We start from the raw sequence: 15,400 nt of genomic DNA, 5'->3' as shown, positions 1-15,400 counted from the left end.
GAGGCGTCATGGACGACCGGGAACGCGAGATCGAGCGCGAGATCGAGCGCGACATCATCGACAACATCGGCGGACTCATCTCCGAGGAACGGGACCTGCGCAACCGCTCCGACCGGGAATCGGGCCTCACCGCGGACGAACGGATCCGCCTGCGTACGGTGGAGGTGCGGCTCGACCAGTGCTGGGACCTGCTGCGACAGCGCCGCGCCCTCAGCGAGTTCGGCGAGGACCCGTCCGCGGCGAAGGTCCGGCCGGCCGCCGAGGTCGAGGGCTACCAGGGCTGACCGAACGACACAGGGGGACGCGTTGACCGACACGGAGGCCGGTTCCGGACGCAGGCGTACCGCCCCACCTCCCTGGCTCCTCAGCGGACTTCGCCCCCAGCCGTCCACCCCCATCGCCCGGGCCGCGGTCGTCCGCGCCTCCATCGCCCTGGCCGCACCGCTGGCCGTCGGCTTCGCGCTGGACCGGCCCGCGTACGGCGCGCTCGTCTCCATGGGCGCGCTCTCCGGCGTCATCGGCGACACCGCCGACGCGTACCGGATGCGCATCCTCAACATCGCCGTGCCGCAGCTCTTCGGCGCGCTCGGCATCATGCTCGGCACGCTGGTGTACGGGGCCGGCTGGGTGGCCGTCGCCGCGCTGTCCCTCGTCGGTCTGGTCTCCGGAATGATGTCGACGATCGGCGCCGTCGCCTCCGTGTCCGGGCTGCTGCTCCTGCTCAACGCGGTCGTCGGTGCCGGACTCCCGATGCCGAACCCCTGGTGGGTGGCACCGCTGCTGCTGACGGTCGGCGGACTGTTCGTCCTCACCATGACTCTGCTGGCGTGGCCGCTGCGGGGGAAACTGCCGGAACGGGTCGCGGTCGCGGGCACCTACCTCGCGGTCGCCGACATGCTCGCCGCCGCGGGCACCGACGCGTACGAGGAGCAGCGGCAGGCCGTCACCCAGTCCCTCAACACCTCGTACGACCTGATCCTGGCCCGCCGGGCCCGGTACCACGGCCGCAGCAACGCCGGGGTACGGCTGCTCGCGCAGCTCAATGCCGTCATCCCGCTCGTCGAGGCGGCGTCCGCGGTACATGTCCGGCGGCGCCCGCTCCCGGACGAGATCCCGGCGGCGGTACATGAACTGGCAGCCGCCGTCGAGGAGAGCCGCACCGGCGGTGCCGAACTCGCCCTGCCCGCCCCGGACTCGCCCGCGACCAGGGCGGTCGACGGCGCACTGCGGCACGCGGCGGTCGTCGTGCACAAGGCCGACCCCGATCCCTACAACGTCGACGACCGGCTCGGCCGCCCCGCCGCGCTCGGGGTGCGGATCCGGCGGACGACCCGCGACGTGCTGCTCTCCGGGGCCTCCTGGCGGTACGGGCTGCGCCTCGCCCTCTGCATCGGTCTGGCGCAGGCACTGACCTCGCTGATCCCGGTGCCGCGCTCCTACTGGGTGGCGCTGACCGTCACGTTCGTCCTCAAACCGGACTTCGGCTCGGTGTTCTCGCGCGCCGTGCTGCGCTCGGTGGGCACGGCGGCCGGTCTCGTGATCGCCGCACCGGTGCTCGCCGCGGTGCCGATCGGCTGGTGGGACGTGCCGGTGATGGTGGTGCTCGCGGCGCTGATCCCTACGCTCACGGCGAAGGGGTACGCCTTCCAGACTGCGGCCATCACCCCGGTCATCCTGCTCCTGTCCGACCTGCTGAACCACCAGGGCTTCCACCTGGTCTGGCCGCGCTTCCTGGACAGTCTGATCGGCTGCGCCATCGTGCTGGTGGCGGGATATCTGCTGTGGCCGGAGAGCTGGCACGTCCGGGTCGGGCACCGGCTGGCGGACGCGGTCACGGACATCGCCGACTACGTGGCGTGCGCGTTCGGACCCGGTGGCTCGGGCGACCGGGCGGAACGGGTGCGGGCCAGGCGTCGTATCTATCGCGATCTGTCGGTCGTGCGTTCCGAATTCCAACGTGCCCTGACGGAGCCGCCCCCGGTCGGCACCCGGGCCGCCGCGTGGTGGCCCCTGGTCGTCGCGGTCGAACGCATCGTGGACGCGACGACGGCCGCCCGGGTCCGCGTCGACCACGGAGCACCGGAGCCACCCGCCGCGGAGGTCGCCGAGGTCCAGCGGCAGTTGCGGGAGCTCGCGGACGGCATACGTGCGAGCGAGGTCCTGATCGGCGTGCGCGCCGAACTGCGCGGCGACGAGGAGGGGGTACTGGCTCCGCTGCGCCGGGAGGTCGCGGCGGCACGCGCCATCGCGTCACCGCAGCCGTAGCCGTAGCCGCGGTCGCCGACGTCGCGAGCCCCTCGTGCCCTCGCGGTGCCGGCCGTCAAGCCGTCGGGCCCGATCCCCGCAGCCGTTCCATCTCCCGTCGGTCCCGCTTCGTCGGCCGCCCCGCGCCCCGGTCCCGTACCGGAACCTGGATCGCCGCCTCGCGCGGCGGCGGGGGCGGGCTGTTGTCCACGAAGCACTCCGCCGCCACCGGAGGGCCGACCCTCTTCTTGACGAGCTTCGACACGACGACGATCCGGTCCCGGCCCGCGTGCCGGAGCCGCACCTCGTCGCCGACACGCAGTGTCTGGGCGGGCTTGGCGCGCTCGCCGCCGACCTTCACATGACCCGCACGGCAGGCGGCAGCGGCCTGCGAACGGGTCTTCGTCAGCCGGACCGACCAGATCCAGACGTCGACCCGAACGCTTCCCTCCGCCTGCGGCGCCTCACCGGAAACCATGCAACCGACTCTAGTGCGACGCACGCGTCGGGTCAGGCCGGACCGGGCCGGGTCGGGACCGGGCCGGGCCGGGTCGGGTCGGGATCAGGCCGGGTCGGGATCGGTCGAAGTCGCCGATGTCCTCACCCGAGTTACGGCTGCCCGTCTCACGCTCGCACGCCCCCGAGCACGTACGCGAGGCGGAACAACGATGTGACTGACCGCTTGTCAGACACATCGGCCACTCGCACCAACAAGGCGACCCTGGACCGAACAGGCCCATGCGATCGCAGTACGTCAGGTCTGCAAGGCATGCGCAGGACTTGGCCCGAGCTCGGTTGCGGCACAGTTGTCCCACGGGCGGGCCGCGCCACCGAACGGCCGGATCCGGCCGCTAACCTTACGTATCCGTCCTGGCCAGGGATGAATCCCGCAGGTCGGACATTCATCGCACCCAACTCACGCGAAAGGCCTCGCCCATGGGCATTCGGAGCTTGCTGCGCAAGGTGTTCGGCCGCGACCGCGCGGAGCAGGACGCGTCGGCGCCGGCGCCGACGGCCACGGTCCCGCCCCAGACCGAACGCACCGCGTCCGCGGAGTCGGAGCCGGTCGCGGCCACGGTGGACGAGCCGGCTGCGGAGACCGCCTCGGTGCGCGAAACCGCCCCGGTCACCAAGGCTTCGGTACCGGCCCCCGCTTCCCCCCGGTCCACCATCGGCGACAGCGGCCTGGCGTCGGACCTGGTGGCGGCGGCCTTCGACAAGGCGTCCCTCCCCACGGTCCCGGCACAGGGCTCCGCCCCGAAGTCGAAGCCGGTGGAGCCGGCGGAGACCACGGTCACCGAACCGGAGGTCGTCGAGGCCGAGGTCACGGCACCGGAGACCGCCGCGGAACCGGAGGCCGCCGCGGCCGAATCGGTGGACGCGAAGGCCGACGAGACCGAAGCCGCACAGCCGGTCACCGAGGAATCGGAGAAGCCGAAGACCGAGGTCACGGCACCGGAGGCCGCCGCCGAACCGGAGGCCGTCGAGGCCGGGGTCACGGAGCCGGAGACCGCCGCGGAACCGGAGCCCGCCGCGGCCGAATCGGCGGACGCGAAGGCCGACGAGACCGAAGCCGCACAGCCGGTCACCGAGGAATCGGAGAAGCCGAAGACCGAGGTCACGGCACCGGAGGCCGTCGAGGCCGAGGTCACGGCACCGGAGACCGCCGCGGCCGAGGTCACGGAACCGGAGGCCACGCCCTCCGTCGCGGAGGCCGAGACGACGCCCGGGCGCGAAGCCGAGCCGAAGCCTGAGCCCGTAGCCGCTGACGCCACGCCCGAGCCCGTCGCCGCCGGGGCCCCGGCCGAGTCCGCCCCGATCACCATCGAGATGGACCCGGAGCCCGAGGAGGAGCCGGAGCCCGCGCCCGCAGCCGACACCACGCCCGAACCGGAGCCCGAAACGGAACCGGAGCCCGCGCCCGCCCCCGCAGCCGACACAACCTCCGAAGCAGCACCGGAAGCGGCATCCGAGGCGGCCCCCGAATCGGCACCGGCACCGGCCACCGAAGCCGCACCGGCCACCGAGAGCGCACCGGACGCCGCCGGCAAGCCCGCCCTCCCGCTCGCGCGGGTCAAGTCCCGTGCCCCCGGGCTCGTCGACTCGTACAAGGCCGCCCAGGGCGGGCTGAAGGAGCACGGGCTGACCGGGCTGCGTGCCACCGTCTACCTGGTCCTCGACCGCTCCGGCTCCATGCGGCCGTTCTACAAGGACGGCAGCGCCCAGCACCTGGGCGACCGCACCGTGGCCCTGGCCGCGCACCTGGACGAGAGCGGCACCGTCCCCGTCGTCTTCTTCTCGACGGACATCGACGGCACCGGCACGGTCGACCTCGCCGCCCACGAGGGCCGGATCGACGAAATGAACGCGGGCCTGGGCCGCCTGGGCCGTACGAACTACCACCGCGCCGTCGAAGAGGTGGTCGCGCACTACGAGAAGTCGGAAGCGACCGGTCCGGCTCTGGTGATCTTCCAGACGGACGGCCCGCCGGACGCCAAGCAGGCCGCCAAGCAGGCGCTCGCCGATGCCGCGCGGCTGCCGCTGTTCTTCCAGTTCGTCGCGTTCGGCGAGGAGGACGCGAAGGGCTTCGACTTCCTGCGGAAGCTGGACGTCCCGAACGCCGGGTTCTTCCACGCGGGTCCCGCACCCCGCGAGATCGCGGACACCACGTTCTACCGCGAGGTCCTCGCCGCCCTCCCCGCCTGGATCGCGGACCGCGAAGCGGCCACCGAGAGCTGATCCGCCGGCAGGCGTACGGTCACGGCGAGCCCGCCCTCGGGGCCCGGCACCGCCGTGACCGTACCGCCGTGGGCCACCGCGATAGAACGTACGATCGAAAGACCGAGGCCCGAGCCCGGCCCCATCCGGTCCTTGCCCTCACCCCGCCGGAACGGCTCGAACAGCCCGGGGATGTCGGCCGCGTCCACCACCGGCCCGGTGTTGCGCACCTCCAGCAGCGCCCCGTCCCCGGCCGTCACCAGGGACACCTCCACCGCCCCGTCCGGCACGTTGTACGTGACGGCGTTGGCCAGCAGATTCGCCACCAGCTGGGCGAGCAGCATCCGGTTCCCCCGCACCGCGCAGGGCCCGGCGTCGGCCTTCACCCCCGGGTGCCGGGCCGTCTCCTCCACCACCACCTGAGCGAAATCCACCGCCTCCCGCTCGCCCGTCGCCAGCCCGCGCTCGCTGCGCGCCAGGACCAGCAGCCCCTCGATGAGCCGTTCGCTGCGCCGGTTGTTGTCCAGGAGCGTCTGCCGGGTCCGCACGAGATCGTCGGGGGACGGGTCGTCCAGGCCGATCTGGATCGCCGCCCTCTGGGTGGCGAGCGGTGTCCGCAGTTCGTGGGAGGCGTTGGCGATGAACCGGCGCTGGCTGTCGAACGCCTTCTCCAGCCGGGCCAGCAGCGCGTCGAGCGTGTCGCCGAGCTCCTTCAGCTCGTCGTCGGGGCCACTGGACGCGATCCGTTCGTGCAGGGTGTGCTCGGACAGCCGGCGCGCCTTGGCGGTCATGGCGTGGACGGGCCGCAGCACCCGGCCCGCCGTCCACCACCCCACGCCGACCGCGCAGGCCGTCATGACCAGCAGCGAGGCCGCGGACCAGATGAGCAGTTGGTGACCGGCCGCGTCGCTGACGTGGTCCGTGAGGTCGTAGACGGTGGGCGGTCCGAGTCTGCGCCGGGTGATGAGGGGGCCGTTCACCGCGTATCCGGGCTGGACGACCGCGGCCGTGCGGGCGATGGCGCGCGCCTGGGAGTCCGTGCCCGCGCGCGAGGCGAGGTTGACGGTGGCGAGCAGTGCCGTCCCGAGCACCAGGAACACCCCGCCGTACACGAGCGCGATCCGGGTCCGGATCGTCGAGTGCTGGACGTGCGGGACGCGAGCGGCGCGCAGGACGCGCGGGAGGCGTGACGGGCGCTTCACAGGGCGTACCCCACGCCCTGCACCGTACGGATCAGGGCCGGTTCCCCGAGCTTGCCGCGCAGCTTGCTCATGCAGACGCGGACGGCACCGGTGAACGGATCGGCGTTGGCGTCCCAGGCCCGCTCCAGCAACTCCTCCGCGCTGACGGTCCCGCCGTCGGCCTCCAGCAGCAGCTGGAGCACCGAGAACTCCTTCGGCGAGAGGTCCAGCTCCCGCCCCTCCCGGGAAGCGGTGCGCCGTACGGTGTCGAGCCGGATGCCGTGCCGCTCCAGCTGCGGCGGTACGGGGCGGGCGCTGCGCCGCCGCAGCGCCCGTACCCGCGACACCAGCTCGGGGAACTCGAACGGCTTGCCCAGATAGTCGTCCGCGCCGAGATCGAGCCCCGCGACCCGGTCCTCCATGGACACGGCGGCGGTGAGCATCAGAATCCTGGTCCGGGACCCGGAGGCGACCAGCCCACGTGCCACGTCGTCGCCGTGCACCCGTGGCAGGTCGCGGTCGAGAACGACGACATCGTAGTCGTGCAGTCCCAGGTAGGCGAGGGCGGCGTCACCGCTGTACACCGTGTCGACGGCGAACCCCGCCCGCCGCAGCCCGGTGGCGACCAGCTCCGCCAGGATCTCCTCGTCCTCGGCGACCAGTACCCGCATCGTGATGTCCCTTGCCTCGTGCATGCGTGTCCACTCCCTCCCAGGATGCGTCTTTGCTACGGGAAGGGATGTTTCGCAAAGGTCTCCGCACACCCCGTCACCGGGCTCCCGGAACCAACTCTGGCCTCAACCGCGTTACGTACTTAAGGTGTTGAACCCATGTATGAACGGGGGCGTACGGTGACCGGTTCCACAGACGGCGACGACTGGCTCGACCTGGCGGACGCCCTCGATCTGTTGCGCTCCCAGGTGGCCGAGTCGCAGCGCAGGGCCCGGCGTTCAGAGGTCCGTTTCGGTGTGGAGCAGATCACCGTCGACTTCGAACTGGAGCTGATGCGGACCCGGGAGGGCGGTGGCGGTCTCAGGTTCGGGATCGCCGACGCGAAGGCCCGTCAGGAGAGCGGCCGAAGGTCGGTGCAGCGGGTGAGCCTGACGCTGAAGCCGGAGCGGCCCGGCGGCGGGGACGTACAGATCGGCGACTGGGAGTAGGCGGCCCGGATTCCGGGCGGGCCGCGCCGGGCATGCCGGACGAGACGTACGGGGGGGTGCCGTGGACGAACACCGTGTGGTCCGCATCCATGTCCGCCATCGTGACGGACGTACCCGCACCGGCTCGGGCTATCTGGTGGCACCCCGGCTGGTGCTGACAGCCGCACACCTGCTGGCCGAGGACGCCGACCCCCTGGTCGCCGTCCCCTCGGCCCACGCCGCTCGGGCGGACACCCCCGGCCCGCCGCCCTTCACCGAGTGGCCCGCGCCACCCGTCTGGTCCCGGCTCGACGACACGGTCGACGCAGCGCTGCTCCACATCACCGCGGGCGACTGGCGGCCGCCCGCCTGCTCGCACGGGTCGGGGGACTTCCGCATCCAGCGCTGGGGACGGCTGGTCACCGACACCGCCGGCCACACCGTCTCCTGCGTCGGCTACCCCCGGATGCAGCGCGACGCCTCCGGCAGCGCCGTCGAGCAGCTGTCGGCCACCGTCAACCCGCTGACGGGCAGGGCCAAGGGTCGCTACGAGCTGCTGGGAACGGCCTCCGCGTTCGGCGGCCCCGGCGGCGGCCCGCCGCCCGACGGCCCGTCCCCGTGGTCCGGGATGTCGGGCGCCGCGGTGTTCAGCGGCCCGCTGCTGCTGGGAGTGGTACGGCACGACCGGGGAGCCCGCACCGGCGCCCGGCTGTCCGCCACCCGTAGCCATGAGCTGCTGCGGGACGGCGCCTTCGTCCGTACGCTCACCGCCCACACCGGCCTGCGCCCCGAGACCGAGGCCGCGGACCTGGCCGCCCTGCTCTCGCCCGCACCCCCGCAACGCGCCCTCGTCTCCCCCGCGACGCTGCTGCGCGCCGATGTCGAGGCCGTGTCGTTCCGCGGCCGGACGGACCAGCGCGAGGAGCTCCGTGCCTGGTGCGAGGCGCCGGGCCGGCAGCTCGCCGTGCAGGTCCTGGTGGCACCCGGCGGCCAGGGCAAGACCCGGCTCGCCCGGTGGCTGGTGACCACGATGCGCTCGCACGGCTGGGCCGCCGGTTTCGTCCGGAGCGAGCTGCCGGACACCGCCGCGGCACTGCTCCCGCACCTCGGCGGGTTCGCCCGGCTCCAGCACTCCGCCGTGCTCGTCGTCGACTATGCCGAGTCCCGGCCGAATCTCATACGGGAGCTGCTCCGCCAGTCGCTGGAGTGCGTCCATCCCGTGCGGATCCTGCTGCTGTCCCGTTCGATCGGTACCTGGAAGACGGAGGCGCGGGACGCCCCCGCCGCGGTGCACGAACTCCTGGACCTCGCCCCGTTCACCCTGCTGCCGGCCCTGGACGACTCGCTCGTCGACCGTGACTCCGCGTTCGTGCAGGCGGCGAAGGATCTGGCGGAACTGCTGGGGCAGGTACCGGACCACCACGGCGTGGACTGGCCGTCGGTGGCCCGATCGGTGATCCCGCCGCCCGCGACGGACCGGCCCGTCTTCGAGGCGGCGCTCACCATCCAGATGAGCGCCCTGCTGGCCCTGCTGCGGCACGACCACGCACGGTCCGCCCCCGTCACCGAGCCCCTGCCGATGGCGCTCCTGAGACACGAGAAGCGCTACTGGGTACGGTCCGCCGCCGCCGTGGGCATCCCGCTCGGCGAGGCGGAGCTGTCCCGGGCCGTCACCGCCGCGACCCTGTGCGGCGCGTCCGGCCCGGCGGAGGCGGCGGCCACGGTCGGCCGGATCCCGGGCATACCGCCCGCTCTGCACACGCGCGCCGCCGAGTGGCTGCGCTCCCTGTACCCGTCCCCGCAGAGCACCCTCTACTGGGGCCAGCTGCACCCGGACCGGATCGCCGAGTACCACGCGAGCCGCACCCTCGTCGAAACGGACGGCCTGCTGACCGCACTGTTCCGGGACGGTTCCCCGGAACAGCAGATCCGCACCCTGGACCTGCTCACCCGGGCGGTGGTCGGCCATGCCAACGCGGGCCGCTCCACCATGGCGGAGCAGCTCCTGGCCCAGCTCAACAGCACCCTGGACGAGGTACGGGTCGGCGCGCCGGTGCTCCGGGCGTGCGCCGCCGCGCTGCCCGACCGCTCCCAGGTGCTGGCCCCGCTGGCCCTGCGGATCGCGCGGACGCTCATGGACCGGTACGCCACCGAGCCCGGCACGCCCGCGACGGTGCTGGCGTGGGCGTACCGCAATCTGGCCACACGCAGCCTCGGCATGGCGGACGAGCGGACCGCTTTGGCGGCCGGCAGCAAGGCCGTGGAACTGTGCCTCGGCCCGGTCACCGCCGAGCCGGGCGACCACGAGGCCGAGCTGGCCCACGCGCTCTACCTGTACGCGACCGCCCTGACCGACGACGACCTGGAGGGCCAGTCCCGGGCCGCCCACCAGGCGCTCCACCTGCGGCAGCGGCTCACCGCCCAGGACCCGGCGCCGCATCGGCGCGACCTCATCCAGTCGGAACGCCAGGTGGCCTCCGTCCTGTGGCGCATGGACCGGCGGGAGGAGTCGGACGAGCACAGCCGCAGGGCGGGCGAGGAGAGCGAGCGGCTGAACGAGGAGCAGCCGGGAAGGCATCAGGACCTGCTGGCCTACAGCCTGGGCGATCTGGGCGTCGGGCACTGGCACGACAAGGAGTACGACCGGGCCATCGCCGCCGACGAACAGTCGGTGGCCCTGCTGCGGCAGCTGGCCGCGACCAACCATGACGGCTACGCGACACGCCTGGCGCACTCGCTGCACTCCCTCTTCGTCACCTACACCGCGGCGGGCCGGCCGGCCGAGGCCATGGCCATGGCGGACGAGGCCGTGGGCATCCTCGAACCGCTGGTGGCCGAGCGCCCCGCCGTCCACAAAGCAGGGTTCGCGGAGGTCCTGCACAATCTCAGCTTCCTGCACGAGGACCTGGGCGACCGGAGCGCGGCGCTGGAGACCGCCCGCAGGGCCGCCGCCCTGCGCGAGGAACTGCTCGCCGCGGCACCGCGGCGGAACCGGCGCTCCGCACTGGCCGACACCTTGGTCCGCATCTCGTACCTGCTGCGGGCCGAGGGGCGATGGACCGAAGCCCTGGACCACACGTCACGCGCCCTGGCCCTGCTCCGCCTCATCCCGAACCCCCTCGGCCCGGAACGGGTACGCACCGCGCACACCCTGTCCGATCTGGGCTGGACCCTGTCACGCCTCGGCAGATACCCGGAGGCGATCACGGCGCTGTGCGAATGCGTCGCCCTGCGGCGGGTGCTCGTCCGGGAGGCCACCGGTGTGCCGAAGAAGCACGACGCACGCGAACAGGAACTGATCCACGCCCTCACGGAACTCGCCCACACCTACGACCGGCACGGCGGGTGCAGGGCTCAGCGCATCCTGCTGCGGGAGACACTGCTCCTGCTGCGCCCCAGGTACCGGACGGACCCCGGCACCTGGGCCGAGCCGCTCGCCCGGTGCCTGAGCGACCTCGGTGAGGATCCGCCGGCCGTGCGTCGGGCGATCCCCCTCCTCGAAGAGGCCGTCGCGTTGTACGACGGCATCCTCCGCGACCGGGGCGACGAGACGGCGCGCGACGCGCTTCTCCTCGCGCTCGCCCGCCTCCGCAAAGCCCAGAGCGGCGCGGGCCGCCATCGGGCAGCGGTGCGCACCGGGCTGCGGCTCCTGGAAACGGCCGCGCGGGCCGACGCCCGACCGGCCGCCCACCGTGCCACCGACCACACCGCTCTCGCTTCGGCATACGCGCGGACGGGGGCGTACACCGAGGCGCTGGCCCACTCCCGACGCGCGGTCGCCCTCAGCCGGGCCGCCCTCGCGGAGGGTGCCGGCGAACTCGGCGATCTGGCCTGGCACCTCCTGGAACAGGCCCGGATCCTGGACCGCGGCACGCTCCGGGGCGGCTGGCACGCCACTACCGAGGTTCTCGCTCCGGCCCGCGAGTCGCTCGCGCTGTACCGGCACCTGGCCCGCGACGCCCCGGACCTTTACGTCACGTCGCAGCGGGAGGCGAGCAGTCTGGTGGCCGGGCTCCTGCTGCGACTGGGCCGCGTCGCGGAGTCCGAAGCCGTCCGCCGCCGCCACGCCGCATGAGCCACCCCCGCCGAGAAGCGCCGCGCAGGACGGGACGTGCCGCACAGAACAAGACATGCCGTTGAGAAACGGCCTCCGCGAACGGCCTCGGGAGACACCCTCGGGGGAACAACCGCCGAGCAGCGGCCGGCGAAGAAGTGACCGACGAGGAGCGAGCGACGATGACCACCGAGAACCCTTACGACTCCTTCGACGCCGACGACGTCACCCGTCAGGAACAGCAGGCCGCACTGGTCTTCCCGACCCTGGAGGCGTTCGTCGCCGAATACCTCGCGCCGGTCCTCCTGGACCGCGACGTCACCGCGGTGGGTGCCTGGTGCCCTTCCTGGTGGAAGCATCCGGAAGTCGTCGCCAGACTCAGCGTGCTGTGGCGCGCCTTCGAGTACCTACGGCACGACTCGGGGCTCGGCCTGTCGCACTGGTGGCTGCACCACCTGGACCCTCACATGGCCGTGCTGCTGCACCCGGTGACCGGCCCCTTCAGGAGCTGCCGCACCGGCCATGTCGACGGCACCGCCTTCCCGCTCGCCCCCGTCCCGGCCGGAGTGATGGATCTCCCCGCCTTCTCGGCCTTCGTCGAGGACCCCTTCCTTCCCTGGTCCGGGGGCGGCCGGCCGTAATCGGTGTGAGTCGATCTTCCGCTGGCCGTTAGGATTTCGACCATGGCGGCCACTGGATCCGAGAAGCAGGGGGCGACGGCGTACTACGTCTCGACCCCCATTTACTACGTCAACGACGCTCCTCACCTGGGCCACGCCTACACGACCGTCGCAGGCGACGTGCTCACGCGCTGGCACCGCCAGCGCGGCGAGAAGGTGTGGTACCTCACCGGCACGGACGAGCACGGTCAGAAGATCATGCGCACGGCCGAGGCGAACAACGTCACCCCGCAGGCCTGGTGCGACAAGCTCGTCGAGGAGGCGTGGAAGCCCCTCTGGGAGCACCTGAACATCGCGAACGACGACTTCATCCGTACGACGGAGAAGCGCCACACCGACCGGGTGCAGGAGTTCGTGCAGGACCTGTACGACAAGGGCGAGATCTACAAGGGCGGGTACGAGGGCCCGTACTGCGTGGGCTGCGAGGAGTACAAGCTCCCCGGCGACCTCATCGAGGACGAGAACGGCGTCAAGCTGTGCCCGATCCACAAGAAGCCGGTGGAGATCCTCAAGGAGGAGAACTACTTCTTCAAGCTGAGCGCCTACGGCCCGAAGCTGATGGAGTTCTACGCCGACAACCCCGGCTTCATCCAGCCCGAGTCGGCCCGCAACGAGGTCGTGAACTTCGTCAAGCAGGGCCTGCAGGACCTCTCCATCTCCCGCTCGACGTTCGACTGGGGCGTCCCGGTGCCGTGGGACGAGAAGCACGTCATCTACGTGTGGGTCGACGCCCTGCTGAACTACGCCACGGCGGTCGGCTACGGCGCCAACCAGGAGAAGTTCGACGGGACCTTCCCCGCCGACGTCCACCTGGTCGGCAAGGACATCCTCCGCTTCCACGCGGTGATCTGGCCCGCGATGCTGATGGCGCAGGGGCTGCCGCTCCCGGGCCGGGTCGCGGCCAACGGCTGGCTGATGGTCGGCGGCGAGAAGATGTCGAAGTCGAACCTGACCGGCATCAAGCCGCAGGACCTGACCTCGCACTTCGGCGTGGACGCGTACCGCTGGTACTTCCTGCGCGCCATCGCGTTCGGCAGCGACGGCTCGTTCTCCTGGGAGGACTTCTCCGCCCGCTACACCTCCGAGCTCGCCAACGACTACGGCAACCTCGCCTCGCGCGTCGCCGCCATGGTCGGCAAGTACTTCGGCGGGGCGCTCCCCGAAGCCACTGCCGCGGGTGATGCCGAGAAGGCTGTCCAGGAGGGGCTGGCGAAGGCCGTCGCCACGGCCGACGAGAAGATCGGCGAGGAGCTGGACTTCCAGGCCGGCATCCTGGCGATCTTCGACTTCGTGAAGCAGGTCAACGGCTACATCACGGAGCAGGAGCCCTGGAAGGTCGCCAAGGACACCTCCCCCGAGGGCCAGGCCCGCCTCGCGACGATCCTCTACACGGCCGCCGAGTCGCTGCGCGGTGTCGCGGTCCTGCTGAACGCCGTGATGCCGGAGACCTCGCAGAAGCTGTGGGACTCCCTCGGCGCCGAGGCGTCCCTGGGCGCGCTGTCCGACCAGCGCGTACAGGACGCGGGCAGCTGGGGCCGGCTCCCGGCGGGTTCGACGGTGACGAAGGGCGCGGTGCTGTTCCCCCGCCTGGAGGAGAAGCCGGCGTAACCGGACGTACGCACGGGGAAGGGCCGGAACCGCACGACTCGGGTTCCGGCCCTTTCCGCTGCTCCGCCGCTTCCGGGTCAGCGGACCCAGTTCTTCAGCGGCTCGGTGTCCAGTGCGATGCCCACGGGGTCCGGGAGTTCCACGGACTTCCCGTACGGCACCGTCACCACGTGCTCGTACCGCACGCCGTCGGGCTGCGAGTGCACCTTGACCTCGCAGGTGTCGCGGTCGATGAGCAGATAGACGGGAATGCCGGTCTCGGCGTACGCACGCGGCTTCTCGACACGGTCCCGGCGGTCGGTGTCCTCGTCGTACGAGGTGACCTCGACGACCATCAGCACGCCGTCGGGACTGGCCCACTCTCCCTGGCCGACGAACGCACCGCTGTGGGTGAGCACACCGTCCGGGCGTGCATTGCCCTTACGGTACGTCTCGATCCGGAGCCCCTGCTCGGCATAGAGCCAACGCCCCGGATCGGCCTGCATGCAGAGCCGCGTCAGCCACTCGATGATCCGCCCGTGGTCCCCGTCCGGCACCGCCTTGACCCCCAGTTTCCCGTTCACGAACTCCAGACGCAGCGCTTCGTCGGCACGTATGGCGTGACGGGCGAGGTCCTCGAAGACCTCCTGGGTCAGCACACTCTCCTCAACCACACTCATCACTGCCTCCTGAAGGAAACCCGGGCTGCGTCCAGCGTACGGGCGCCCCACCCGGCCCGTACCCGGTTCACTGCTCCAGCGCCTCCACGTCCCCCATCACGACGACCGGCTTCTTCTGGGGGTCGAGAAGGCGGAGCAGTTCCCTCATCCGGTTCTCGGGGAGGGAGACGCAGCCCTGGGTCGGGCCGCCGTGGTCCGCATGGATCCAGATGCCGCCGCCCCGTTCCTTGCCCAGCGGACGCTCCGGGTCCAGGGGGGAGGTGCCCGGGGTCCGGTTGTAGTCGACGGCGACGACATAGTTGAAGGAGCCTTCGAGGGACTCCCCGTCGAACCCCTCGCCGCTCACGGCGAACGACGGGCTCTGGTTGTACGGGAACATGGTGCCCGGGGGTTCGAGCAGGCCGCCCGCGGCCGTCAGCCCGTAGACCCCGACCGGGGTGCGGAGGTCGTCCTCCCAGTGCTCGTCCGTCCAGCCGTTCAGGGCGTTGCGGGCCGGCCAGCGGTCCGTGGCCGCGCGCCAGCCCCCGGCGGGATCGTCACGGGTGTAGAGGACCGCGGTGGACAGGCTGGAATTGTAGAAATCGCCGGTGACGACGAGCGCCTGCCGGGAGTCCTCCGGGATCTCGGCCCGCGTCTGCGGCCCCAGGGCGGGAATCTCCCGGGGACGGAGGCGCGGGGCCGCCGGAGCGGGGGCGGCCTTTCGCCGCGTCCCGTCGGCCTGCGGCCCTCCGACACCGGCGGAAGCCGTGGCGGACGCCCGGACCTTGCGGGTGGCGATGTCGGTCTCGGAGGTGTTGTCGCAGGCGGTGAGCAGCAGCAGGGTCGCGGCGACGCAGGTCCCGGCGCGGACGGCGTACGGGGGACGCCGGGCGGCCGACGGACGGTACACGGACACGGGTACTCCTCAGCGGTCGTGGGCGCAGGCTGTTCGGGCGGGCTCCCCGTCACGCTTCGTCCCGCCGCATCCAGTTAACGCCGCCACCCGCGAGCGCGAATCCGCACGAGGGCCATACGGCGGTACCGCTCGCAGGACGCGCCCCTGCGAAGGACCCGGAACCGCTGGTCGCCCGCGCGGGTTCCGGGCCCTTCGTCTCCGTGGGGGGAGAGCAGGCTGCTG

General features: G+C 72.2%; 12 protein-coding genes. 7 read left to right on the top strand and 5 right to left on the bottom strand.

Features of this window, described 5'->3' with window-relative positions; genetic code table 11:
- Positions 1–8: 8 nt before the first annotated feature.
- Positions 9–284, top strand: coding sequence for a DUF2630 family protein (locus tag ACIRP2_RS18425; RefSeq protein WP_404251434.1), 276 nt, complete (start codon positions 9–11; stop codon positions 282–284).
- 22 nt (positions 285–306) lie between these two features.
- Positions 307–2,265 (top strand): FUSC family protein, encoded by a 1,959-nt coding sequence (locus ACIRP2_RS18420; RefSeq protein WP_404251432.1) that lies wholly within the window; start codon positions 307–309, stop codon positions 2,263–2,265.
- Between the two features lie 55 nt (positions 2,266–2,320).
- Here ACIRP2_RS18420 and ACIRP2_RS18415 read toward each other — a convergent pair whose 3' ends face one another.
- Positions 2,321–2,722, bottom strand: coding sequence for an RNA-binding S4 domain-containing protein (locus tag ACIRP2_RS18415; RefSeq protein WP_404251430.1), 402 nt, complete (start codon positions 2,720–2,722; stop codon positions 2,321–2,323).
- A gap of 458 nt (positions 2,723–3,180) precedes the next feature.
- Here ACIRP2_RS18415 and ACIRP2_RS18410 point away from each other — a divergent pair, with 458 nt between their 5' ends.
- Positions 3,181–4,983, top strand: coding sequence for a VWA domain-containing protein (locus ACIRP2_RS18410; RefSeq protein ID WP_404251428.1), 1,803 nt, complete (start codon positions 3,181–3,183; stop codon positions 4,981–4,983).
- Here the strand turns inward: ACIRP2_RS18410 and ACIRP2_RS18405 are convergent.
- Entirely contained in the window at positions 4,917–6,164 is a 1,248-nt protein-coding gene (locus ACIRP2_RS18405) for a sensor histidine kinase (protein WP_404251426.1), read from the bottom strand. The genes ACIRP2_RS18410 and ACIRP2_RS18405 overlap by 67 nt on opposite strands.
- Positions 6,161–6,814: a response regulator transcription factor gene (locus ACIRP2_RS18400; RefSeq protein ID WP_376209250.1), complete on the bottom strand. Its 654-nt coding sequence runs from the start codon at positions 6,812–6,814 to the stop codon at positions 6,161–6,163. Before ACIRP2_RS18400 ends, ACIRP2_RS18405 begins: the two co-directional genes overlap by 4 nt.
- A gap of 159 nt (positions 6,815–6,973) precedes the next feature.
- Between ACIRP2_RS18400 and ACIRP2_RS18395 the strand changes: the two genes are divergently transcribed.
- The 4 genes from ACIRP2_RS18395 to metG all read left to right on the top strand — a co-directional run bounded on the left by ACIRP2_RS18395 (position 6,974) and on the right by metG (position 13,624).
- Positions 6,974–7,303: a trypco2 family protein gene (locus tag ACIRP2_RS18395; protein ID WP_404251424.1), complete on the top strand. Its 330-nt coding sequence runs from the start codon at positions 6,974–6,976 to the stop codon at positions 7,301–7,303.
- 61 nt (positions 7,304–7,364) lie between these two features.
- Positions 7,365–11,357 (top strand): tetratricopeptide repeat protein, encoded by a 3,993-nt coding sequence (locus ACIRP2_RS18390; protein ID WP_404251422.1) that lies wholly within the window; start codon positions 7,365–7,367, stop codon positions 11,355–11,357.
- 161 nt (positions 11,358–11,518) lie between these two features.
- Positions 11,519–11,977, top strand: a complete 459-nt coding sequence (locus ACIRP2_RS18385) for a DUF4913 domain-containing protein (protein WP_404251420.1) — start codon at positions 11,519–11,521, stop codon at positions 11,975–11,977.
- A 42-nt stretch (positions 11,978–12,019) separates the two neighbouring features.
- The gene (gene metG / locus ACIRP2_RS18380) at positions 12,020–13,624 is read left to right on the top strand and encodes a methionine--tRNA ligase (RefSeq protein ID WP_404251418.1); all 1,605 of its coding nucleotides are present in this window, start codon (positions 12,020–12,022) and stop codon (positions 13,622–13,624) included.
- A 77-nt stretch (positions 13,625–13,701) separates the two neighbouring features.
- Here the strand turns inward: metG and ACIRP2_RS18375 are convergent, their stop codons facing one another.
- The gene (locus ACIRP2_RS18375; protein WP_404251416.1) at positions 13,702–14,283 is read right to left on the bottom strand and encodes a Uma2 family endonuclease; all 582 of its coding nucleotides are present in this window, start codon (positions 14,281–14,283) and stop codon (positions 13,702–13,704) included.
- Between the two features lie 67 nt (positions 14,284–14,350).
- Entirely contained in the window at positions 14,351–15,178 is an 828-nt protein-coding gene (locus ACIRP2_RS18370; RefSeq protein WP_404251414.1) for a L,D-transpeptidase family protein, read from the bottom strand.
- Positions 15,179–15,400 lie beyond the last annotated feature (222 nt).

Origin of the sequence: Streptomyces sp. NPDC101194 (genome assembly GCF_044767885.1) — a bacterium.
GTDB lineage: Bacteria > Actinomycetota > Actinomycetes > Streptomycetales > Streptomycetaceae > Streptomyces.
The sequence above is the reverse complement of the archived record's forward strand: the minus strand, read 5'-3'. Positions and strand labels throughout refer to the sequence as shown.